The organism is Serratia sp. AXJ-M (assembly GCF_046531865.1).
GTDB classification, from domain to species: domain Bacteria; phylum Pseudomonadota; class Gammaproteobacteria; order Enterobacterales; family Enterobacteriaceae; genus Serratia; species Serratia liquefaciens.
Map to the genome: position 1 here is coordinate 489,548 of NZ_CP059394.1, position 23,093 is coordinate 512,640.

Here is a 23,093-nt window from a genome sequence, read left to right on the forward strand (position 1 = left end):
TGTGTAGGGCTCTGCATATGTAGGGGCTCAGCATGCTGAGCCCGCAAAACCTACAGTTGCAGCGGCGGCAACTGTTTGAAAATACTGACCAGCCCTTCGCCCCAGCCTTTACGGATGGCGCTAAAATGCGGGTGATCTTCGGTGATACGGTACTGCTGCGCACTGCTAAAGCTGTCGCGCGGGTAGATCATCACGTCGAGCGGCAGGCCGACCGACAGGTTGCTGCGCAGCGTCGAATCCAGAGAGATCAGCGCGCACTGCATCGCCTGTTCCAGCGGGGTGTCGTAGTTCAGTACCCGATCGATAATCGGTTTGCCGTATTTGCTTTCGCCAATCTGGAAATAGGGCGTATCGCGGGTGGCCTCGATAAAATTACCCTGCGGGTAAATATGGAATAGCCGCATCTCTTCACCGCTGATCTGGCCGCCGAGCAGCAGGCTGCAGCTAAAGTCGGTCGTGCTGCCGCTTTGCTGGGCTTCGCTGTCGCGTTGGATCACTTCCCGCACCGTTTCGCCTACCAGAGTAGCGGCTTCGTACATGCTCGGTGCGTTCAGCAGGTTCAGGCGTTCGGGATCTTTGCTGCGGCGCTGCAACAGGCTGATGATGCTCTGAGTGGTCGCCAGGTTGCCGGCGCTTTGCAACACCAGCATGCGTTCACCGTCCTGCTGAAACACGTGCAGTTTGCGGAAGGTGGAAATATGATCCACGCCGGCATTGGTGCGCGAATCGGAAGCAAAGACCAGCCCGGAAGACAAGCGCATGGCCACACAATAGGTCATACCACAATCCCTCAAAACGATACTGGCACGCCGCCAACCGCCAGCGTGCCGTAAACCTTGGTTTTCGGCAAGAGGCTACTGGCCGGTTGGCATCATCTGCACTTCGGCGATGGTCTGCATGTTCTCGCAGCCGCCGCCGAGCCGCATCCCGCGTACCGGGCAGGCGTCGAGATAGTCGATGCCTACCGCCAGCTTAAGGTGTTGATTCGGCAGGCGGGTATTGTTGGTGACGTCAAAGCTGTGCCAGCGGTCGTCGACCCAGGCCTCGGCCCAGGCGTGGGTGGCGACGTGGGCCGAGTCCTCGCTATAAAGATAACCGCTGACATAGCGCGCCGGAATGTTCAGACTGCGGCAGCAGGCCAAAAATACGTGGGTATGATCCTGACAGACGCCGGTGCCGGTTGCGAATGCCTGGGCCGCGCTGTCGGTGACGCTGGTTGACCCTGGGGTATACGGCATTTTGAGCAGCAGCTCGCCCATCAGATTTTCCAGCCCGTCCAGCACCGCCTGCGGTTGGTAGTAGCGCAGGGCGAAGGCCTGGATCGCGCTGTCGGGTTGGGTCAGCGGGCTGTGGCGCAGGAAGACCAGCGGCGACAAATGCCCCATCACCTGATCTTCGGCACCGTCTTCAATTTCCACCACGCCGTGGGCCTGAATGCTGATGGCCTGGTGCGGGTGATCCAGCGTCAGCACGTGCAGCACGTTGCCGAAGGCATCGGTGGTGCACACGGCATCTTCCGGCAGCGTCAACTGCCATGAAATGATGCGCTGATGCTCCGAATCCTGCGGCGTCAGGCGCAGATACTGAGTGCTGCGCTGCACCTGCTGGGCATAGGTATAGTGGGTGTTGTGCTCAATGTTCAGTTTCATTGCGCCTCCAGATAAGTGTGATGGATGCTCTCCGCGATGCCGCCAATCTGGCCGAGAAACGCGTCCAGCCAGTCGTTCAACCCGACCTTGTTCAGATCTTTCATGCTGCTAAAGCGCAGCTCGGCGTGCAGCGTATGCGCCAGCCGGCGCGGCTGATTGGCACTGTTGCCGCCAATTTGCTCCAGCTGTTGCACCAGATCGCCGACGCAGGCCAGCAGGGAGCGGGGGATTTCATTACGCAGGATCATCAGTTCGGCAATGGTGTCCCGACTGAGCTGCTGCTTGTAGATGCTGTGGTAGGCTTCGCGTGCGCTCACTGCACGCAACAGCGTGTCCATGCGGTAATATTCGCGCACCGGGTCGCCGTCGCTGTCCATCAGCGAGTTCTTAACCCCTAACAGACGGGCAGTGCTGTCTGCGCGCTCCAGCAGGGTACCGAGGCGGATAAAGCACATGGCGTCGCTGCGCAGCAAGGTACCGAACATCGCGCCGCGAAACAGGTGAGAACGCTCCTTCACCCAGTCGAAAAAGCCATCCGCGCCCACCGAACCTATGCCCTGACGGCGGATCAGCTTCATTTCGATCCAGGTGGCGTTGATGCATTCCCAGACCTCGGAAGACAGGCTGCCGCGCACCGCATGGGCGTTGTTCCAGCCCATTTGCAGACAGCTGTAAATGCTGCTGTGGTTGCGGCTGTCGAGCGCAAAAAAGCTCACCAGATTGGCCATCGTCAGGTCGGGGTAGGCGGCGGCATACAGCTGCCCGGTACTGGTCAGATTGAGCGGCACCTGCAGATCCTGATCCTCGCTGTCGCGGATCGGCATCATCGACAGCTTGTTGGTGACGTCGAGCACCCGGGCGATGCTTTCCGCCCGCTCCAGATAGCGGGCCATCCAATAGAGTTCACTGGCAGTTCGGCTCAGCATGCGTCGTCCTCCAACACCCAGGTATCCTTGGTTCCCCCGCCTTGCGACGAGTTGACCACCAGTGAGCCTTGCGCCAGCGCCACGCGCGTCAGGCCGCCTGGCACCAGGCGGATTTCCGCGCCGCTGAGGGCGAACGGCCGTAAATCGATATGTCGCGGCGCCAGGCCGTCGTTGACGAAGGTCGGGCAGGTCGACAGCGCCAGCGTATTTTGCGCAATGTAGTTATGCGGCTTGGCCAGCAGCAGGCTGCGGAAGTGAGCGATTTCGTCTTTGGTCGCCGCCGGGCCGATCAGCATGCCGTAGCCGCCGGCACCGTGCACCTCCTTCACCACCATCTGTTCCAGGTTCGCCAGCACGTACGACAGTTCATTCTTGTGGCGGCATTGCCAGGTGGGCACGTTATTGAGGATCGGCTCTTCCTGCAGGTAGAAACGCACCATGTCCGGCACGTACGGATAAATTGACTTGTCGTCGGCCACGCCGGTGCCGATGGCGTTGGCCAGCACCACGTTGCCGGCGCGGTATACCGACAGCAGGCCCGGCACGCCGAGCATCGAATCCGGGCGGAATGCCAACGGATCGAGGAAGGCGTCGTCCACCCGGCGGTAGATCACATCCACCTTGCAAGGCCCGGCGGTGGTACGCATAAAGACCGCCCCGTCCTTGACGAACAGGTCGGCGCTTTCCACCAGCTCAACCCCCATCTGCTGCGCCAGGAAGCTGTGTTCGAAGTAGGCGCTGTTGAAACGGCCCGGCGTCAGCACCACCACGGTAGGATCGTTGATCGGCGAGCTTTCACGCAGGGTTTGCAGCAGGTGCGACGGGTAGCGCTCCACCGGCGCGATGCGTTGCTGAGCGAACAGCTCCGGGTACAGGCGCATCATCATTTTGCGGTTTTCCAGCATATAGGAAACGCCGGACGGGGTGCGCAGGTTGTCTTCCAGCACGTAATACTGGCCGTCACCGTTGCGCACCATATCCACGCCGACAATGTGCGCGTAAATATTGCGGTGCAGATCGACCCCTTGCATGCAGGGTTGATATTGATCGTTGGCCAGCACCTGTTCCGCCGGAATGATCCCGGCTTTCAGAATGTGTTGTTGATGGTAAATATCGTGCAGAAAGGCGTTAAGCGCCTGTACGCGCTGGCGAATACCGCGATCGAGCATCGCCCACTCGCTGGCGGGTATGATGCGCGGTACGCTGTCGAACGGAATCAAGCGCTCAGCGCCGTCATCCTCACCATAAACGTTAAAGGTAATCCCCACCCGGTGAAACAGCAGTGCAGCCTCTTCCCTCTTGCGTTGAATGGCCTTTTGGTCAGCCTGTTGCAGCCAATGCCAGTAAGCCTCGTAGTGACCCCGGTGCTTACCCGCAGCCAGAAGCATCTCATCAAAAAACGGTGAAGCAGACAGATCGATATTTAGCATCATCACCTCGTCGACATTGCAGGCTGTATACAGAACCAGCATAAAATGTGCCAAGGTGATAAAGGGGCGAAAATGGCGCGAAAACGCCGGCTCGCGGCAGGAAATGGCCCGCTTTGGGTGCAACCAAAGCGGGCGCTGCCTTAAAACGGGGCAAAACTGCGGCGCGTGTAGGTTGGCTATGAGCAGTGATGGCGCAACTCACCGTGCAAAGGACGCGGGCGGGCCCTGAAGACCCGCCCTGGTATTTATACCTGCAATGCTTGCTGCGAAGTGCCGATAGACTGCCGCAGATAATTCAGTAGCATTTGCCGGGTAAACCGTGGTTCTTCGATCCCGCTGTGCCGCAGGAAATGCTGCAGGTTGCTGCAATCCCATTGGTAGGTATTTTGGTAGAGCTGCACCGTCGATTGCCCATTCACCATATTGTCCCTGAACAGGCTGAGCAACGGGTAGAGCGGTGCATTAGCGTCGTGTTCCCACTGTGCTCGCCATTGATCGAAAGGCAACTGTCGGAAGCGGTAGCCACACTCGCGCTCCAGCAGGCGGAAGAAGGCTTGCAGCGTCAGGTTATTCTGGTGCTGGTGGATCAGGTTGAATTTCTTCCCTAACGCCTGAGGGTTGCGAGTGATATGGGCAATGGATTGGGTCATATAGTCCACCGTCGTCAGGCCCTCGCGCAGGTCTTGCAACACTGGCAGGGTGCCGCTGGTGATACAGGTTTTGACTAGCCGTCCCCACCATTGGTAGCTGGCGCTGACGCCGGTTCGGCTGTGGAAGGTGGCGTACCCCAGACGGAAGGTCATTAGCGGCAGGCCTTGCGATGCCGCCAGATCGGCAATTTTCTCCATTACCCATTTGCTGCGGACGTAGCCGATATCGGTGATCACCGCCGGCAGGTTCTGATCTATGTCGTCACTTTCCAGCATCACCCGTTTTCCGGTATGCAAGTGCCCCCAGCTGTAGACCGAAATCGTCGACATCAACATCAGTGGTTTGGTGCGCCGGTACGCGGCAAAACGAATGATTTCGCGCAGGCCCTGCACATTATCGCGTTTCATATAAGAATAGGGCTGGATAAAGTTCACCGCACTTGCCGAATGATAAATGATATCGATCCGCTGGCTGAGTTCACGGAAGTGCTCCGGTGACAGGGCGAAATCGTGCTCGGCCACGTCGCCGGGGATCAGATGGACGCGCGCGTACTGCTCGGCGGATAAAGTAATCTGATAGCGATTCAGGATCTCGTCGAGTCGTTGCTGCGGGGATATCCGGCTGCGCTGCCGCACCAGGCAATACAACTCGGCACGGGTTGTGACGAGCAACTCTGCCAGCAGATGCGCACCGACAAATCCGGTGGCGCCGGTGAGCAAAATGGCTTTGGGGTCGCTGACCTGTCGCACATCATAATCCGGGTTGATGGTGATATCTGCAGGTAGCCAAACGTCGTCTTGCAGAGCACGTACCGGTTCGCTGTCCACCGTCGGCAGTGCATGGCCGCTGCGTTCATCCAGCGCCTGCGACAGACGGTTTATCGTCGGATATTCATAAATATCGCGCACATAGACTTTGACTCCGATTTTGTTATCGATGGCCGTCGCCAGCTTTGCTGCCAGCAGTGAATGGCCGCCGATGTCGAAAAAGTTGTCTTCGGCGCGGATATTCGCCGTCCCCAATACCTGGCTCCAAATAGCGGCAATGATCTGCCGGCTGCCGGTCAGCGTCTCTGCTGCCAGAGACTGATCCGTGTGGGAAAGGGCCAACAGCGCGGCCTTATCGGTTTTACCATTGGCATTGATCGGCATGCGTTCCATCACCAGGAAGCTGGCGGGCAGGAAGTATGAAGGTAACATTTCTTTCAGTTGCTGCTTCACACGTTCGACCAACTCGCCGTCGTCATTGTCAGCCGCCAAAAACGCCACAATCTGTTTGTTTGCCGGATCCTGGGGTTGGGTGGCGATAGCGACAGCCGCCTTCACTCCCGCAACCTGCACCATAACGCTTTCTATTTCGCCCAGTTCCACGCGGTTACCGCGGATTTTGATCTGGTCGTCTAGACGCCCGAGGTATTGAATGCGTTGATCCGGTAGCCAGCGTGCCCGATCGCCGCTGCGGTAGAGGCGTTTACCGGCAAAATGCACCGGGGTAATAAACTTTTCTGCGGTGAGCTGTGGGTCATTCAGGTAACCACGAGCCAGGCAACGGCCACTGATATAAAGCTCGCCAGCCTGTTGGCCACTCACCGGTTGCAGATGATCGTCGAGAATGAAAATCTCGGTGTCTGCCACCGGTCGACCGATAGTCGCGGCCGAGTTTTGTGTTGCACAAGTGACCCGATTCCAAGTGGCGAAGATGGTCGCTTCAGTGGGGCCGTAGTAATCCACCAAGGGGTAACTCACTCCACGGAGATCGATCGGGTTGAGTTTTTCCCCGGCGGTAAACAGGTAGCGCAGCGCCAGGTTTTCCGGCTGTGGCGCGCCGACGATTTCAGCCACTAACACCGTGGGCACGAATGCATGGGTGATCTGGTGGTCTGCGAAGAAGTTGAGCAGGGCAGAGGGCTGCAGTCGGGTCTCTTCTTGCGGCAAATATAGCGTGCCGCCGCTGAGCAATGCTGCCCAGATTTCCCACTGGGCCACATCAAAGCCGATACCGGCTATCAGCGTGGAACGGCTTTCATGGCTCATGGCGAATTTTTGATTATGCCAGAGAATAATATTCAACAGTGAATGATGTTCAATCATCACCCCCTTGGGCTTGCCGGTAGTGCCAGAGGTAAAAATAATATAAGCCGTTGCATCACTCTTGGGATTTATTAATTCAAAAGGAACCAGTTTATCTGATGTAATATTATCAATGGCAATAATTTTCACATCGGGGTTATTTATTTCAAAAGTAATTGATAAGTTACTCAATATGATTACTTTTGACCCGCTTTGTCTGACAATATCCAGAATTCTTTTTTCAGGATATCGGGCATCGATGGGGATATAACTTGCTCCAGCTTTGATAATCGCCAGGATACCTATCAGCAATTCCGGCGTGCGCAGCGCGACTAATGGCACGTTGTCACCGGGGCTAACGCCCTGCCGTTGCAACTGACCGCAGAGTCGGTTGCTGGCTTCATTTAACTGTCGGTAGGTAATACGTTGATCGTCACTGACGATCGCCAGTGCTTCGGGGGAATAAGTGACCTGTTGGATAAAATAATCCAATATGCTTTGAGCCATGGGATATTCTCCTGAGATAATTAGTCTGGTTAATAAATCACAAGAAATCATAGCCTGGCCGGGCGAAAATAATTATAGACGTATTTTTAATGCGGAATTGTAAATGTGGGGAGGATAGGTCTATCGTTATAAAATAATTGAAATAATAAAAATACTAAAAATAAAAACGGCCAGCCTGGGCTGACCGTTGGGCGCGTGGTCGCGGTATTAGCGACGAACGGCGATGGCTTCGATTTCGATTTTCACGTCTTTCGGCAGACGGGCCACTTCAACGCAGGAACGGGCCGGGAACGGCGCGCTGTGCTCGGTGAAGAAAGCTTCATAAGCGGCGTTAACGGTAGCGAAGTCGTTAAGATCTTTCACGAAAACCGTGGTTTTCACGATGTCGGCCACTTTCAGGCCGGCGGCTTCAACGATCGCTTTAACGTTTTCCAGCGACTGGCGAGCCTGAGCGGCAACGTCGTCGGCAACGGCGCCGGTTTTCGGATCGACCGGGATCTGGCCGGAAGTGATGATCATGCTGCCCAGATCAACGCCCTGCACGTAAGGACCAATGGCTGCCGGGGCGAGTTCAGTGCTGATGTTACGTGACATTTTTTCTCCTGATATACCCTTCGTCTTTCAAATCGCAGCGCGGTGGGCTGCGTGGCTCTCCGTAGCGTCGGGCCCGGTATTCGGTGCCCCTACGGGGTTCCCATTATAGGCAGTCACCGGGAGAATAACAGCCTCATCTCCCGGCAGCCGGCCGAACTCAGTCCGCCTGCAAGACCACCTGATGCTCGAACTCTTTTTCGCAGTAGCGGCATTTCAGGTGTACGTCGCCGTCGCGGGATTTCACGCTAAAGCTGGAAGACACCGGTTCGCTGCGGCTGATGCAGTTGCTGTTCGGGCAGGTCAGCACGCCGTCGATGTGATCCGGCAGGCTGAGGGTCAGTTTGCGCACCACTTCATAATTGTCGATGCGGTTAACCGTGGCTTTCGGCGCGTACATGGCCAGTTGGTTGGCCTGTTGCTCCGTCAGGAAGGTGTTTTCAATTTTGATCAGGTCTTTACGGCCCAGCTCGTTGGAAGGCAGGTTCAGGCCGATAGTGATGCGCTGGTCGGTGGCGGTCAGCTTGAACAGCGTCAGCAGCTTAAACCCGATCTGTGCCGGAATATGGTCAATCACCGTGCCGCACTTGATCGCTTCAACCTGCAGTTTGTTATCGTGAGTCATGACGGTTCCCCCTTAAAGAGCCAAATCTGCGTTTAAAACCAGCGCCAGCAGCGCCTGACGGGCAAAAATGCCGTTACCCGCCTGCTGGAAATAGTAGGCGTACGGCGTTTTGTCCACGTCGGTAGTGATTTCGTCAATGCGCGGCAGCGGATGCAGCACCTTGAGGTTGGCGCGTGCGCCGGCCAGATCCGCTGCGCGCAGAACGAACTGCGCCTTCACGTTGGCGTATTCGGAAGGATCCAGACGCTCTTTCTGCACCCGGGTCATGTAGAGAATATCCAGCTCGGGGACCACTTCTTCAATGCTGCTGTGCAGGCTGAACTCGATGCCTTTCTCTTCCAGCATTTGCAGGATATAGGCCGGCATTGCCAGCGCGTCCGGCGCGATGAAGAAGAAGCGGTTGCCTTCAAACTTGGCCAGCGCCTGCGCCAGTGAGTGCACGGTGCGGCCGTATTTCAGGTCGCCAACCATGGCGATATTGATGTTGTTCAGGCGGCCCTGGGTTTCCTGAATGGTGAACAGGTCGAGCAGCGTCTGGGTCGGGTGCTGGTTGGCGCCGTCACCGGCGTTGAGCACCGGGATGCCGCCGGAGAATTCGGTCGCCAGGCGCGCCGCGCCTTCCTGCGGATGACGCATGACGATGGCGTCGACGTAGGTGCCAATCACCGAGATGGTGTCGGCCAGCGTTTCGCCTTTCTTGCCGAGCGAGGTGTTGCTGCCGTCGGCAAAACCCACTACCGAAGCGCCCAGACGGTGCATCGAGGTTTCAAACGACAGGCGGGTACGGGTCGAGGCTTCAAAGAAGCAGCTGGCGATCACCTTGTGTTTTAGCAGCTCGGGTTGCGGATTGGCTTTCAGGCTGGCGGCGGTGCGCAGCACCAGCTCCAGATCCTCGCGGCTGAGATCGTTAATAGAGATGATATGTTTGTGATACAGCGGGTTGGCCATTTTTCACTCTCCTCGACTCGTGCCCGTGGCGCGGGGCTTTGAACAGATTTTTCAGGCAAAAAAAAGCCCCTCAACGAGGGGCTTGAAACGATCGGTTTAGCAACAGGAGAAACAACGGCAGTTGGCTGCCGATTGGCAGTCGGTTTTGTCGGTTGTGGCTAACAAAACAAACGTCGTTTTTCATGCTTTCTCCTGGCAAATTGTCGCGCATTATACTCGCGCCTTTGTCCACTGCAAGCGCTAAAACGCCGATTTTTGTCATTTCGCAATCGATTGGCTGGTGGCCTTTAGCCGCATGGCAGAAGTTTTACCTTCAGTGGGCTCGGCGCAGCAAAATCACCAGAACGAAAACGCCGCCCAGCCCGGCGGTAATGATCCCGATGGGCAGCTCTTGGGGGGCGGTGATGACGCGGCTCAGCAGATCGCCGGCAGAGAGCAATATGGCCCCTAACACCCCGACCAACGGCAGCAGACGCCGGTGACGTACGCCGGTAAAAGGGCGCGCCAGATGGGGAACCATTAAGCCGACAAATCCTATCACCCCGGTCAATGCCACCAGTAATGCCGTCGCCAGCGAACAGCAAAGAAACACTTCCGTGCGCAAACGGCGGGTGTTGATGCCCAGCGTGCCGGCGGTCTGTTCGCCAGCCAGTAAGCCGTCCAGCGATCGCCAGCGCAAGGTAATCAATACCACCAGCAACAGCAGCGCTATCAAGGCAAAAAGCACATTATCCCAGCGGGCCAGCCCCAGCCCGCCCAGCGTCCAGAACAGTACGCTGCTGGCGGTACGCTGATCGCCGGAAAAAACCAGATAGTTGGTGAAGGCCCCGAATAAAAAAGAGACCGCCAGCCCGCAGATAATCAGTTTTTCGGTGCCTTTTTGCGATTGAGTCATAAAAATAACCAGCACCACGGCAGCAGAGAGCATGCCACCGGCAAAGGAAGACACCGGTAACGTCCAGGCCCCGAGGCTATCACCGAGACGGGTCATCACCAGCACCACGCCGGCGGAGGCGCCAGAGGAGAGGCCAAACAGAAAGGGATCGGCCAAATCGTTGCGGGTTGTGGTTTGCAACAGCGCGCCGACCAACGCCAGGCCAGCCCCCGCCAGTAGCCCAAGCAAGGTGCGTGGCAAACGCAGTTCCAGCACGATGCTTTTGATCATGGGGGGTACATCACCCGGGACGATGCCCAGCGCGCTTAACACCTGGGCAAGAGAGAGCGACACGCTGCCTTGGGCGACATTGGCGAAGATTAACCCTGCCAATAACAGCGGGGCGAGGGTCCAGGCCAGCCTGAAACGTATTTTTTCCGACATCAGCTAACAGCGGCAGGATAAAGGGCCTGAGCCAGTTTGTGGATCGCCTCAATATTGACCGGCCCCGGTGTTAACGCCTGGTATTTCAATTTCAAATAGCGGTGATGGACTACTGCCGGGGTTTGCTTCATCAGGGGGTGTTGTTCAAGGAAAAGCTGCCGCGCATCGATGCTGTCGGTGGGCTCAGCCTGATAGTCCACCAGAATGATAAATTCAGGCTCTGTCGCCGCCACGCTTTCCCAATTGGTGTTCACCCAGCTGGTGTTCAGGGTATCCATCACGTTTGTTGCCCCAGCGGCTTCAATAATCGCCGTCGGCATGGCGTAGGCCCCGCTGGTGTAGGGCTTTTCTTCGCCGGAATCATAAAGGAACACCCTGACGGGTTTTTGCGTCGCAATTTTGCGATGGATATCTGCCACCTGCCGTTGCCAGCCTGCGACCAGCTTTTCCGCCTGTTCCTGTTTACCAAAGACTTTGCCGAGCCTGATCATATCGTCGTAGAGCAAATCCATACTGGCCCGTGGCCGATGGTTGTCGACGTGGATGCAACTTTCACTCAACACCAGCGTTTTGATATTGAATTTTGCCAGCGCTTGCGGGGTCACTTCCCCACGAAGACCATAATTCCAGCCGGCGAAGAACAGGTCTGGACTGGCAGCGAGAAGGTTTTCGATCGTCGGGTATTTGGCGGCCAGTTCAGGAATGGTTCCCTGCTGTTGTGTGAATTCAGGGATGTTTTTGTACCAGCCGGAGATCCCTGTCACGCCGACGATAGAAGGCTGGAGCTGCAGGGCAAAGGCCATTTGCGACATATTGATATCTTGAATAATGGCACGCTGTGGCGGGCGTTCAAAGGTCAGGGGCTGGCCGCAGTTGTCCACCGTAACCGGGAAACCAGAGGCCCCGGCGCTTGCCGCGGTGAATGCCAGTAACGCGGCGAGGGTTAACTTTTTCACATCGACTCCAGATTCATTGCACCGAAAGGCTATTGATTGGGCATTACCGTCGGTTGTCTGGCCTGGCGTCAGTGGGGCGGAGGAAGGTCATCCCACTCGGGTAACCCCGTGGGCAAAACGGCAAAACCGAAGTCAATAACCCGGTTTATTGGAAACGGGGGCAACATACCTGAATAATTCGTATGACAAATATAGTTAGATCAAACAATTGTCGGTTGTGGCGAATATCGCGGGGATTATGTCGGTAAAGCCTCGAAGAAACGCACAGCTTCGCCGCTTTCCGGATGACGAACCTGCAGCGTTCTCATGCCAAACACCTGTTGCAGGTGCGTCGATTCCAGCACCGTTTCAGGGCGGCCATAACAAAGGATTTTCCCTTTATTGATGATCATCACCTTATCGGAAAAGGGTTGCACCAGCTCGAGATCGTGCAGCACTTTTATCGTGGCTATCTTTTTTTCATGGATCAGCGACAGCAGTTGATGTCGGGCCAGCGGATCGAGATGGTTAGTGGGTTCATCAAGCAATAACAGCACCGGCTGCTGCGCCAATGCTCTGGCGAACCCGGCGCGCTGGCGTTCACCGCCTGAAAGCTTGCCCAGCGGGTTATGTTGCAGGTGGCCGATACCCACCTCCTCCATCGCTTTTGCAACTATCAGCGCGTGTTGAGATGGCGAATGATCGGCCAGCCAGGGCAGTCGTCCCAGTGCCACATACTCGCTAACCTTAAGCCGTAAATCCGCATCATCGTGCTGGCTCAGCAAGGCGATAGCGCGGGCGCGTTGCTGGGGTTTTAAGCTGGCTAGGGGCTTTCCCTGAAAGAGAATTTCGCCTTCGGTCGGCTTGAGCTCACAGGTCAGTAGCCGCAATAGCGTGGATTTCCCACTGCCGTTCGGGCCGATAATGGTAACGGATTCACCGGGTTGAATACTGAAGCTGGCCCGATCAATTCGCGGGGCTTTCCCTGGGGTCGCCAGAGAAAGATTCTGCACCGACAGCAGGCTGTCGGTGGGCAGGCTGGTCATGAAATATCCTTTTCCGAGCTCAGAAAAATGTCTCAATGGTTTCTATAACGTTGTAATTATCATCAATCACCAACAGCGTCTTCCATTTATCGAAGGTCAGGCAGGGGTGAGAGGTGGCAAACACCAGTATATCTCCAACCTGCACCGGGAAGTCTGCCGGGCAGCTTAACATGGCGTGCTGGTCCATAATCCCCTGGGTGGTTAACTGCTGCACGCCGCTGTCTTGCCGAACCCCGTTGCGGTAATGGGCGATCGGCTGCGGTAATCCGGCGTCGAAAGCCGCGTCTCGCTTGCCAAAATTGACGATAACCCGGCCCGGCTCCGGCACCGACTGTACCAGCGCTATCAATTCCAATGCCGAGGTTAGCTCCCCCGCCAGATCGCAGGCGTAGCTATCGCGGGCCAGCACCGCATTTTGCGCGTCCTGATAAATTCCCCGATCGTGGGTGATGTAACAGCCGGGGCGGATCACCCGACGGCAGTTTTCCGGCAGCGACTCTTCACCCCAAACGCGGCAAACCACGTCATACCAGGAAGAGCCCGCACCGGTGAGGATTGCTTCTTCACCGCTGAGCAGACGTTGCCGGTGCAGTTCACGCAGCAAGCCGGCGGCGTCACGCAGGAACCGTTCGATTTTACTCTGGGCGTCGTCGCCGTGCATCACGCCTTCATATAGCTCGATACCCTGTAGGCGCAGCCCTGGCAGCCCGGCAATATCCTGCGCCAGTTGCTCGGCTTGTGCCACGCTACGGCAGCCGCAGCGGCCACCGGGCACACCCAGTTCCAACAGGACATCCAGGGTTTGCCCATGCTGGCTGAAAAACGCCGAGAGGGCTTGCGCATTGCTCAGGCTGTCGATGCAGCAAAGGAAAAGGGTGGAGGGATGTTGCGCTTTCAATTCGGCAACGAGTCGCATATTGGCCTTGCCGACCAGTTGGTTGGCCATCAGTACCCGGGGTACGCCCGCCTCCATTGCCACCTTCGCCTGCCAGGCGGAACCGACGCCCACCGCCCAGGCGCCCTGGGCTACCTGACGCTGGAAGATCCAGGGGGTCATGGTGGTTTTACCGTGCGGGGCCAGCGAGACGCCGCGTGCATCGGCATAGTTTTGCATCCAGGCGATATTGTTTTCCAGGCTGCTGAGCTTGATCACCGCGGCCGGCAGGCAGACATCTTCGTTAAGCAGGTTTGCCGGCGCAGACGGGTCACTGCGCAGCACGGCGGCCTTATGGGTAACGGTGAATTTTTTTTGGTATTTCATAACATTATCCTTTGGGTGCTCTATCTTTTTTAAATTGGGGTATCTTGATTTATTTATTTGATTTTAATTGGTTTTAAATATTATTTTTTGATTTTAGGGTACAAAGTATCATTTTGAACGCTGATTTTTGTGTAGTCTTCCACTGTTTTATTGCATTGTAAATGACAAAATTTAATCACTATGGGGTGAGGCGATGGGTGTGGATATCGACATTATCTCGCGCATTACAGAGCTTTTTATTGAGCTGAGCAGCGCCGAAAAACGTATCGCGCAATTCATTCTGGACGAGGCGGACGCGGTGACCGCTTTGCCGATTGCCGAGCTGGCCCGACAGGCCAACGTCAGCCAGGCCTCGATCACGCGCTTCGCCAAAACGCTGGGCTGCCGTGACGTGCGGGACCTTAAGGTCAAGCTGGCACAGTCGTTGGCGGTGGGGCAACGATTTATCCATGAAGAACCGGACCTGGAAGGGATCCAGGGGATTTACGAAACCATCATCAATGTCCTGACGATTAACCGCCGGACGATCGATGAGCCGGCGCTGGCCAAAGCGGTGGAGTGGCTCAGCGGCGCGCGGCAAATTCTGGCCATTGGCATGGGGGGCGGTTCGACCATTTGTGCCGCTGAGGTACAGCACCGCCTGTTTCGGCTCGGGCTGCCGGTGACCGCACAAAGCGACGGCTTGCTGGTGCGCATGATGGCGGCGGCGGTGGCCAGGCAGGATGTGGTGGTGGCGCTGTCGCTGGGCGGCTACACGCAGGAAGTGGTGGAAAGCGCGGCGATTGCTCGCCAGTACGGGGCCAAAGTAGTGGCCATCACGCCGGCAGGAACGCCGCTGGCGGCGCAGGCCGACGTGCTGTTGGCGCTGGTGGTGCGGGAAAATGATTACATCTATAAACCCAGTACTTCGCGCTACGCCATGTTGGCGATGGTCGACGTGCTGGCGACGGCGCTGGCCATGGCGAATAAACGCCAGTCCCGGGACCGTCTGCGCCGCATCAAGCTGGCGCTGGACAGTCACCGTGGAGGAGAAGATCGGCAGCCGCTGGGGGACTGAGTCGCTGCCCCAAGACACTAACCTGAGGATGATGATTCATGCGGTATCAGTATCTGATTAAAAATGTCACGGTGATCGACGGCAGCGGCGGGCCGCAATACCGTGCCGATGTGGCGGTGCAAGACGATCGGATTGCGGCGATCGCACCCGCCATAGAGGCTGAAGCCGAGGTGGTGATCGACGGCCGGGGGCGGGTGCTGTCGCCGGGGTTTATCGACGTACATACTCACGACGACACCAACGTGATCCGCATGCCCGAGATGCTGCCGAAGATATCCCAGGGGGTGACAACGGTGATTGTCGGCAACTGCGGCATCAGCGCTGCCGGGGCGGTAATCAAAACCAGCGTGCCCGATCCAATGAACCTGCTGGGAGAAAAAGCGCATTTCGTTTACCCCACGATTGCCGATTATCGTCAGCAGGTCGAGGCCGCGACGCCGGCGGTGAATGTGGCGACGCTGATCGGGCACACCACGCTGCGCAATAACCAGATGGACGACCTGTTTCGCCCGGCTAATGCCGAGGAAATCTGCGCCATGCGTGAGCAGCTGCGTGCCGCGTTGCAACAGGGCGCTTTGGGTCTGAGTACCGGCCTGGCGTATGCCTCGGCGTTCTCTGCCCCCACGCAAGAGGTGATGGCATTGGCGGAAGAGCTGGCGGGTGAGCAGGGGATTTACACCACTCACCTGCGTTCTGAATTTGAGCCCATACTCGAGGCAATGGAGGAGGCATTCCACATTGGCCGTCATGGCCGGGTGCCGGTGGTGATTTCGCACCACAAATGCGCCGGGGCGAAAAACTGGGGCCGCACGCAGGAAACGCTCAAGCTGTTCGACAGGGTGCGCCAGACTCAGGACGTGTCCTGCGACTGTTACCCTTATTCCGCCAGTTCATCGACGCTGGATTTAAAACAGATCACCGATGAGTTCGATATCGTCATCACCTGGTCCGAACCGCACCCGGAGATGGCGGGGCAATCCTTGCGGGACATCGCCGGGGCCTGGTCAATGAGCCTGCATGAGGCCGGCAAACGGCTGATGCCGGCGGGGGCGATTTATTACAACATGGACGAGCAGGATGTGCGCCGGGTATTGCGCTATCCGCTGACCATGGTGGGATCGGATGGCCTGCCGAACGATCCGATGCCGCACCCGCGCCTGTGGGGCGCTTTTCCCCGCGTGCTGGGCCACTACAGCCGCGATGAAGGTTTGTTCCCGCTCATGGTGGCGGTGCACAAAATGAGCGGTATGTCGGCGGCGCGTTATCAACTGCCGCAGCGTGGGCTGATCAAAACAGGGTACTACGCCGATCTGGTATTGTTTGACGCATTGAAAGTGAAAGACAGCGCGACGTTCAGCCAACCGCAGCAACCCGCTGCAGGGATCGACGCGGTGTGGGTGAACGGCGTACTGAGTTATCAACATCAGGCCGTGACCGGCCTGCGCGCCGGGCGGTTTTTGTGCCGTCAGGGCAACACAATCGACAGGAGCAAGGCATGACGATCAAAAGATACGGCATTGACGGCGGAACCGGGACCGGTGGGCAGCATCTGCCCTTTTCCCGCGCGGTAGAAGCCGGTGGCTGGTTGTACATTTCCGGCCAAACGCCGATGAAAGACGGTGAAGTGGTGGAGGGGGGGATTATCGATCAGTCTCGCCTGGCGATCCAAAACTGCCTGGATATTATGGCGGAAGCGGGATATGGCCTGGAAGACGTGGTGCACGTTAAGGTCATTCTGACCGATGCACGTTACTTCCAGTCATTCAATAAAGTCTTTCGCGAGTTCTTTGCCGCTCACCCCCCGGCACGGATTTGCGCGGTCGCCGATCTGGTGGTGGATTGCAAGGTTGAAGTGGATATTACCTGCTATAACGCCGCACGTATTCCCCGCTAGAGCGCTTGCCGATTAAAGGGGGGGGGAAGCCACCCTCAGACCGCAGACAAACCCGCATAAGGGTTAAACCGGTAGGGGTCGAACATGTCGACCCGATTTAACCGATTGATTATGCGATAGGGCGCAGCATGCAGCGCCCTTACTACGAAACTTTGTAGCACTTTGCCAGTGGCCTTAGGGGCAAAATCTCCCTTAATCATCATTTCGCCAGGCGGTGGAGCTCCGCGGCGCGAGTCGGTTATTTGCTGACGCGATCGTAGTAGACCATGTCGGCGTTCAGACCCTGCTGATAGCCTTTGACGTTATCGCGCAGCACCACTTCGGTTTTCGCCTGATCGATAAAGACATACGGCGAACTGCGTTGCAGTTCTTGCTGCATGGCAGTGTACAGCGCGCTGCGCTTGGCGGGATCGGCTTCGGCCACCGCCGCCAGCGTTTGTTGGTTCAACTGCGGGATCTGCCAGCCGTTGAGGCCTGCGACCGTGCTGGTCTTGCCGTCGTTATAGGCGAAGGCGCTGGCGTTGGAGTGGGCGTCGAAATAGTCCGGGATCCACAGGCGGATCGCCGCCTGATGCTGTCGGGCGCGTACCCGCGAATAAACCTGGCTGCCGGCGGCAGGCAACAGTTCCACCTTCACGCCGCCTTCGGCAAAGCTGGCCTGCAACGCCTGAGCAATAGTAATAAACGGCGGTTTGTTCTCGACGTCCAGCGTCAGCGAGGCATTGGTGATACCGGCCTTGGCCAGAATGGCCTTGGCTTTGGCCGGATCGAAACTGAACGGATTGTCTTTCAGCGCGCCCGGCAAGCCGACCGGCAGGAAGCTCTGGTGCACAAAATATTGGCCCTTCAACAGATCTTTAGTGATGCCCTGATAGTCGATCAGATAGCGCGCCGCTTCCCAGAACGTCGGGTTTTTCAACAGCGGATTGGCGGTATTGCCGGTGTTGAACACCAGGTAATTCTGCTCGGCAGAGGGGATTTCCAGCACCTTCACGCCCGGCTGATTTTTCAGCGCCACGGTTTGGTCCGGGCCCAGTTCGCGCGCCACATCAGCGTCACCTTGCTGGATCAACAGGCGGCGAGTGGCGGAGTCCGGCACGTTTTTAATGATGATGCTTTTCAGCAGTGGCTTGCTGCCCGGTGACGTCGGGTTGGCGTCCAGCACAATCGCCTGATGCGGTTGATAGACGCGCATTTTAAACGGCCCGCTGCCGGCGGAGTGCATTTTCAGCCAGGCATTGCCGTAGTCGCCGTCTTTGGCGTTAGGCTGCACCGCCTTGCTGTCGACGATCGAGGCGATCGGCGTGGAGAGAATATTCAGCGCCACCGCAGGACTGACGTTCGCCGTCCAGCTCAGTTGCAGGCTGTGGTCGTCGTTTTTTTTCAGCTGTGCGTCGATGTTGTCCGGCTGCCAGCCGAGAACGTTGAGGATAAACGCCGGTGACTTGTTCATCTTCACCGCGCGGCTAAAGGAAAAGATCACGTCATCGGCAGTCAGCGGGTTGCCGGAGGCGAAGGTCGCCTGCGGACGCAGTTTGATGGTCAGGGTTTTGGCCGCGGCGTTGCCCTGCCAGCTTTCCGCCAGCACCGGTTCCACTTTCGCCGGAACGTCGCGATCCGCCTGCACCAGCCGCTGATACAGGCTTGGGACGGTCTGGATACTCGACAGCTCGTTGGCTTCCGCCGGATCCAGGCTGACGATATCGTCGAGCGATTGCACGACCACCAGCGTATTGGGCGGGGTGGCGGCCAGCGCGGAGGAGGACAGGGCGGCAAGCATTAACAGCGGCAGGACTTTGGCTTTCATCGATGTTTTCCCTTGAATGTACGGCAAGAAATTATTGTTATCGTTTGTTTTCACGGCGTTTTCGCCGCCAGAATGCCACGGTAGAGTCTTTGTCGGCGGCTGACAAAGGCCAATCGGCTATTTGATATGCTTAAAATATATTAGACGGAAAAGGCGGGAGGGGGACGCAGCGTGCTGGATCACTGCGCCCCGGCAATGCAGATTAAAACGTTTCGCTCAGGGTGGCGACCATCACCGCCTTGATGGTGTGCAGGCGGTTCTCGGCCTGATCGAACACCACGCTGTGTGCAGATTCGAACACCTCATCGGTGACTTCCATGCCGCCGTGCAGCCCGTATTGTTCGGCCATTTGCTTACCGAGCGTGGTCTGGTCGTCGTGAAACGCCGGCAGGCAGTGCAGGAATTTGACGTTCGGGTTACCGGTCAGTTTCACCATCGCCATATTGACCTGATAAGGCTTCAGCAGCGCGATACGCTCCTGCCAGGTTTCTTTCGGCTCGCCCATCGATACCCACACGTCGGTATACAGAAAGTCCGCGTCCTTCACCCCTTCGGCAATGTCTTCGGTCAGGGTGATCTTGGCGCCGGTCTGTTTTGCCAATGCCTGGCACTCTGCCACCAGCTCCGGCTGTGGCCAGCAGGCCTTCGGCGCCACCAGTCGCAGGTCCATGCCTGCCAAGGCGGCAGCTTCCAGCAGGGTGTTGCCCATGTTGTTGCGGGTGTCGCCAAGGTAGGCGAGCTTCACCTCGCTCAGCGGCTTGCCCGGTAGGTGCTCCTGTACGGTCAGCAGATCCGCCAGCAACTGGGTCGGGTGGAACTCGTTGGTCAACCCGTTCCACACCGGTACGCCGGCATGGTTGGCCAGGGTTTCCACCAGCGCCTGACCATAACCGCGGTATTGAATACCGTCATACATCCGGCCCAGCACCCGGGCGGTGTCTTTCATCGACTCTTTATGGCCGATCTGGCTGCCGCTTGGGCCCAGATAGGTGACCTGAGCACCCTGATCGAAAGCGGCAACTTCGAAAGAGCATCGGGTACGGGTCGAGTCTTTTTCGAAGATGAGCGCAATGTTTTTGCCCTGCAGGTGGCGTTTTTCCTGGCCTTTCCGCTTGGCCTGCTTTAACTCGGCCGAAAGCTGCAGCAGCGCCTGAAGCTCCGCCGGGGTGAAATCCATTAACCTTAGGAAGTGACGTTTGTAGAACGGTTTTATGCTACTCATTGCCGTGTATCCTGATTGTTGTTATTGAATTAAAATTCACTTTATATGTATGAATATTCAATTTCAACCCCGTGGGAGAAATCTTTCACGTTTATCGTGGAAGCAATGCCGACGGTGTGTGAAAATAGAAGGAATACAGGCCATTTGACTTGAGGATATAGGCATGGCAAACCGCGAACAGCTAGAAGAACAACGTGAAGAGACCCGCCTGATCATCGAAGAACTGCTGGAAGACGGCAGCGATCCGGAAGCGCTCTACACTATCGAACACCACCTTTCTGCTGAGAAGTTTGAAGTGCTGGAGCAGGCCGCCGTTGAAGCCTTCAAGTTGGGCTACGAAGTGACCGACGCCGAAGAGCTGGAAGTGGAAGACGGTACCCTGGTGATGTGCTGTGACGTGATCAGCGAAATCGGTCTCAACGCCGAGCTGATCGACACTCAGGTAGAGCAGCTGGTGGCGTTGGCGGCACGTTGCGGCGTCAACTACGACGGTTGGGGCACCTACTTTGAAGATCCGAACGGCGAAGAAGGTGACGACGACGAAGAAGAAGGTGACTTCATCGACGAAGACGACGACGGTAAACGCCATTAATTAATCTTGTGGGCCGGCGCTCGCCGGCCCCGCCTATCCCGCCGTTTTTCAAGCCGCAGCGCTAGCTGTAACTTGAAATGCATAGGGCAGTTGAAGCAGATGAAATACCAATCCCTGTTAGCCCCCATTTTAAACTTCCTGCATTGCGAAACCCCAGACGCCTGGATAGACGCCGCCCGTCGTCCGGAAAACCTGCCGCTGTTGCTGACCGACCATATGGTGTGCGAGCTGAAAGCGGCGCAAACCGGCATGTGGCTAATCCGCCGTTACGTGGCAGACAAGGAGAGCGGCGATGCCTTGTTGGCGCTGCTAAGGCCTTATGAAGCGTTTCTGCATGAAGCGCAGGGCGTGCCGGAAGCCTTGTTCCAGCAAAACAATTTCACCCGCAAGATCTTGCCTAAGAACGGCTCGGCCTACGGCCAGGATCTGGCGGACAAGATGGTGTTGCTGATCAAAGAAGAGCTGCATCACTTCTCGCAGGTGCTGGAGATCATGCTGGCGCGGCAGATCCCGTATAAGAAGATCACGGCCAGCCGCTATGCCAAAGGCATGATCCGCGAGATCCGCACCCACGATCCGGCCACGCTGATTGATAAGCTGATTTGCGGTGCCTATATCGAAGCCCGCTCCTGCGAGCGTTTTGCCCGGTTGGCACCGCATCTGGACGACGAGTTAAACCGTTTCTACGTTTCGCTGCTGCGCTCCGAAGCGCGCCACTATCAGGATTACCTGCAGCTTGCCGAACAGATAGCCGGTGGCGACATCAGTGAGCGGGTGGCCCATTTCGGCCGCATTGAAGCAGAGCTTATCCAAACGCCGGACAGCGAGTTCCGCTTCCACAGCGGCGTGCCCGCCTTCGCCTGATAGCCGGGCGCCCGCGCAACTCAGTTACGCCGGTGCGCCCAGCAGCAAATCCACCGCTTTTTCCGCCAGCATAATGGTCGGCGCATTGGTATTGCCGCTGGTGACTTGCGGCATCACCGAGCAGTCGATCACCCGCAGTCGCTCAAAACCGTGCACCCGCAGTTGCAGATCTGTCACCGAGTCCTGCGGCGATTGGCCCATGCGGCAACTGCCTACCGGGTGATACACCGTCTTGCAGAAGTTGCGCACAAACTCCTCCAGCTGGGCGTCATCGTTCAACCACACCGGCTGCGGCATCAGCAGATCTTTGATCAGCGGCTTGAGGGCCGCGGTTTGCAGGAAGCGCAGGCCGAATTTCACCGCGCGCACGCTGCCGGCCAGATCCTCCGGATGGCCGAGGTAATTGGCGTGCAGCTTCACCGGATCGCGCGGATCGCGGCTGCGCAGCAGGACTTCCCCTCGCGCCTTGGGCTGCAGATAACCGACCTTGAGCGTGAAACCGTGGATATTGGGCAGCGGTTCGCCGGGCACGTCGTCCCAGCTGTCGAGCATCGGCAGGAAGTGGATTTGCACGTCGGGCCGGCCGTCACCCTGGCTGTCGGTGAAGGCGGCACCTTCCAGTACGTTGGAGCTCAGCACGCCGCTGCGAAACGCCAGCCATTCGGTGCCGTGGCGTAGCGCCTGCAGCCCGCGATCGGCACCGTAGAGGCTGATCGGTTGCCGGGTGCTGACGTTGATCGACATATGCAGGTGATCGTGGAAGTTCTTGCCCACCGGCAGATCGGCGAGGGGCGTTATGCCCAACTGTTGCAGATGTTCGCGTGGCCCAATGCCTGACAGCATCAGGATCTTCGGCGATCCTACCGCGCCGGCGCTGAGGATCACTTCCTTTGCCGCATGCGCGGTGACTTCGGCACCGCCGTTTTGGCTATACACCACGCCGGTGGCGACGTTGTTGTCCAATACCACGCGGTGCACCAGTGCATTCAGTTTCACCACCAGGCGCTGTTCGTTGCGCACCGCTTTCAGGTAGGTGCGTGCAGTGCTGGCGCGCTCGCCGTTATGGGTGGTGGTCTGGTAGAAGCCGACGCCGTGCTGGCTGTCGCCGTTGAAATCGTTGCGGTAGGGCAGGTCCAGCTCCTGGCCGGCGCGGATAAACGCCATGCTGAGCGGGTGTCGGTAGCGGTTCTCGCTGACCGGCAGCAGGCCCTCACCGCCGTGATAGGCGTCGGACAGGCTCTCGTTGGCCTCGGCACGTTTGAAATAGGGCAGCACGTCCTGATAGCCCCAGCCGACGCAGCCGTAACGTTCGGCCCACTCGTCGTAATCTTGCCGCTGGCCACGGATATAGATCATGCCGTTGACCGAGCTGCTGCCGCCCAACACCTTGCCCTGGGCGATCTGCATGCGGCGGTTGTTGGCGTGCGGCTCAGGTTCGGTTTCGTAGGGCCAGCTTTTTTTGGCGATGATTTTCGCCACGCCGGCCGGCATCTTGATGAATAAATTATTGTCGTCGCCACCGGCTTCCAGCAGTAACACCCGCGCCTGAGTGCGGCGGATCAACTGCGCTGCCAGTACGCAGCCGGCGGAACCTGCGCCGACAATGATGTAATCAAAAGCGTTTTCCGACATGACTGCTCCCTGTGCGATTACGGCATGAGCCTGTCATGGCAGAGTATCGCAAGCGGACGGTAGGTCAAT

Annotated in this window: 20 protein-coding genes; 5 read left to right on the forward strand and 15 right to left on the reverse strand. The window is 57.6% G+C overall.

Going from position 1 to position 23,093, the window contains the following annotated elements; translation table 11 throughout:
- Window positions 1-50: 50 nt before the first annotated feature.
- From H0S68_RS02300 to H0S68_RS02355, 12 genes are all read right to left on the reverse strand, one after another.
- Window positions 51-779 carry a peptidase gene (locus H0S68_RS02300; RefSeq protein WP_410529127.1) on the reverse strand — a complete coding sequence of 243 codons (729 nt, stop codon included), beginning with the start codon at window positions 777-779 and terminating at the stop codon, window positions 51-53.
- 75 nt (window positions 780-854) lie between these two features.
- On the reverse strand, window positions 855-1,649 hold the full coding sequence (locus tag H0S68_RS02305) for a transglutaminase N-terminal domain-containing protein (protein ID WP_046374624.1): 795 nt from the start codon (window positions 1,647-1,649) through the stop codon (window positions 855-857).
- On the reverse strand, window positions 1,646-2,575 hold the full coding sequence (locus tag H0S68_RS02310; RefSeq protein ID WP_020824999.1) for an alpha-E domain-containing protein: 930 nt from the start codon (window positions 2,573-2,575) through the stop codon (window positions 1,646-1,648). The genes H0S68_RS02305 and H0S68_RS02310 overlap by 4 nt, the downstream gene beginning before the upstream one ends.
- Complete coding sequence (locus H0S68_RS02315) at window positions 2,569-4,005, reverse strand: circularly permuted type 2 ATP-grasp protein (RefSeq protein WP_262017223.1); 1,437 nt, start codon at window positions 4,003-4,005, stop codon at window positions 2,569-2,571. Before H0S68_RS02315 ends, H0S68_RS02310 begins: the two co-directional genes overlap by 7 nt.
- 245 nt (window positions 4,006-4,250) lie before the next feature.
- Complete coding sequence (locus H0S68_RS02320; protein ID WP_262255889.1) at window positions 4,251-7,232, reverse strand: non-ribosomal peptide synthetase; 2,982 nt, start codon at window positions 7,230-7,232, stop codon at window positions 4,251-4,253.
- A 207-nt stretch (window positions 7,233-7,439) separates the two neighbouring features.
- Window positions 7,440-7,826, reverse strand: a complete 387-nt coding sequence (gene ridA / locus H0S68_RS02325; protein WP_044554008.1) for a 2-iminobutanoate/2-iminopropanoate deaminase — start codon at window positions 7,824-7,826, stop codon at window positions 7,440-7,442.
- Window positions 7,827-7,983: 157 nt separating this feature from the next.
- Entirely contained in the window at window positions 7,984-8,448 is a 465-nt protein-coding gene (gene pyrI / locus H0S68_RS02330) for an aspartate carbamoyltransferase regulatory subunit (protein WP_020825003.1), read from the reverse strand.
- A 12-nt stretch (window positions 8,449-8,460) separates the two neighbouring features.
- A complete protein-coding gene (gene pyrB, locus H0S68_RS02335; protein WP_020825004.1) occupies window positions 8,461-9,396 on the reverse strand; it encodes an aspartate carbamoyltransferase in 936 nt (311 codons plus the stop codon).
- A gap of 313 nt (window positions 9,397-9,709) precedes the next feature.
- Window positions 9,710-10,714 (reverse strand): FecCD family ABC transporter permease, encoded by a 1,005-nt coding sequence (locus H0S68_RS02340; RefSeq protein WP_262255888.1) that lies wholly within the window; start codon window positions 10,712-10,714, stop codon window positions 9,710-9,712.
- On the reverse strand, window positions 10,714-11,670 hold the full coding sequence (locus tag H0S68_RS02345; RefSeq protein ID WP_046374621.1) for an ABC transporter substrate-binding protein: 957 nt from the start codon (window positions 11,668-11,670) through the stop codon (window positions 10,714-10,716). The genes H0S68_RS02340 and H0S68_RS02345 overlap by 1 nt, the downstream gene beginning before the upstream one ends.
- A 236-nt stretch (window positions 11,671-11,906) precedes the next feature.
- Window positions 11,907-12,695, reverse strand: coding sequence for an ABC transporter ATP-binding protein (locus H0S68_RS02350; RefSeq protein WP_262255886.1), 789 nt, complete (start codon window positions 12,693-12,695; stop codon window positions 11,907-11,909).
- Between the two features lie 19 nt (window positions 12,696-12,714).
- Window positions 12,715-13,956, reverse strand: a complete 1,242-nt coding sequence (locus tag H0S68_RS02355) for an amino acid deaminase (RefSeq protein WP_262255884.1) — start codon at window positions 13,954-13,956, stop codon at window positions 12,715-12,717.
- 193 nt (window positions 13,957-14,149) lie between these two features.
- Between H0S68_RS02355 and H0S68_RS02360 the strand changes: the two genes are divergently transcribed.
- Genes H0S68_RS02360 through H0S68_RS02370 form a run of 3 tightly spaced genes read left to right on the forward strand, consistent with a single transcriptional unit; the run spans window position 14,150 to window position 16,907 of the window.
- On the forward strand, window positions 14,150-15,013 hold the full coding sequence (locus tag H0S68_RS02360; protein ID WP_262215789.1) for a MurR/RpiR family transcriptional regulator: 864 nt from the start codon (window positions 14,150-14,152) through the stop codon (window positions 15,011-15,013).
- A 38-nt stretch (window positions 15,014-15,051) separates the two neighbouring features.
- Window positions 15,052-16,512, forward strand: a complete 1,461-nt coding sequence (locus H0S68_RS02365; protein WP_410529128.1) for an N-acyl-D-amino-acid deacylase family protein — start codon at window positions 15,052-15,054, stop codon at window positions 16,510-16,512.
- Window positions 16,509-16,907: a RidA family protein gene (locus H0S68_RS02370; protein ID WP_020825011.1), complete on the forward strand. Its 399-nt coding sequence runs from the start codon at window positions 16,509-16,511 to the stop codon at window positions 16,905-16,907. Before H0S68_RS02365 ends, H0S68_RS02370 begins: the two co-directional genes overlap by 4 nt.
- A gap of 238 nt (window positions 16,908-17,145) precedes the next feature.
- Here H0S68_RS02370 and H0S68_RS02375 read toward each other — a convergent pair whose 3' ends face one another.
- Window positions 17,146-18,714: an ABC transporter substrate-binding protein gene (locus H0S68_RS02375; RefSeq protein ID WP_410529129.1), complete on the reverse strand. Its 1,569-nt coding sequence runs from the start codon at window positions 18,712-18,714 to the stop codon at window positions 17,146-17,148.
- 202 nt (window positions 18,715-18,916) lie between these two features.
- On the reverse strand, window positions 18,917-19,936 hold the full coding sequence (gene argF, locus H0S68_RS02380) for an ornithine carbamoyltransferase (RefSeq protein ID WP_122076846.1): 1,020 nt from the start codon (window positions 19,934-19,936) through the stop codon (window positions 18,917-18,919).
- Window positions 19,937-20,099: 163 nt separating this feature from the next.
- Here argF and rraB point away from each other — a divergent pair, with 163 nt between their 5' ends.
- The gene (gene rraB / locus H0S68_RS02385) at window positions 20,100-20,528 is read left to right on the forward strand and encodes a ribonuclease E inhibitor RraB (protein WP_020825014.1); all 429 of its coding nucleotides are present in this window, start codon (window positions 20,100-20,102) and stop codon (window positions 20,526-20,528) included.
- A gap of 99 nt (window positions 20,529-20,627) precedes the next feature.
- Entirely contained in the window at window positions 20,628-21,392 is a 765-nt protein-coding gene (gene miaE / locus H0S68_RS02390) for a tRNA isopentenyl-2-thiomethyl-A-37 hydroxylase MiaE (RefSeq protein ID WP_044554017.1), read from the forward strand.
- Between the two features lie 24 nt (window positions 21,393-21,416).
- On the opposite strand, the gene H0S68_RS02395 is transcribed toward miaE, so the two are convergent.
- Window positions 21,417-23,024 (reverse strand): GMC family oxidoreductase, encoded by a 1,608-nt coding sequence (locus tag H0S68_RS02395; protein ID WP_130016115.1) that lies wholly within the window; start codon window positions 23,022-23,024, stop codon window positions 21,417-21,419.
- Window positions 23,025-23,093: the final 69 nt, after the last annotated feature.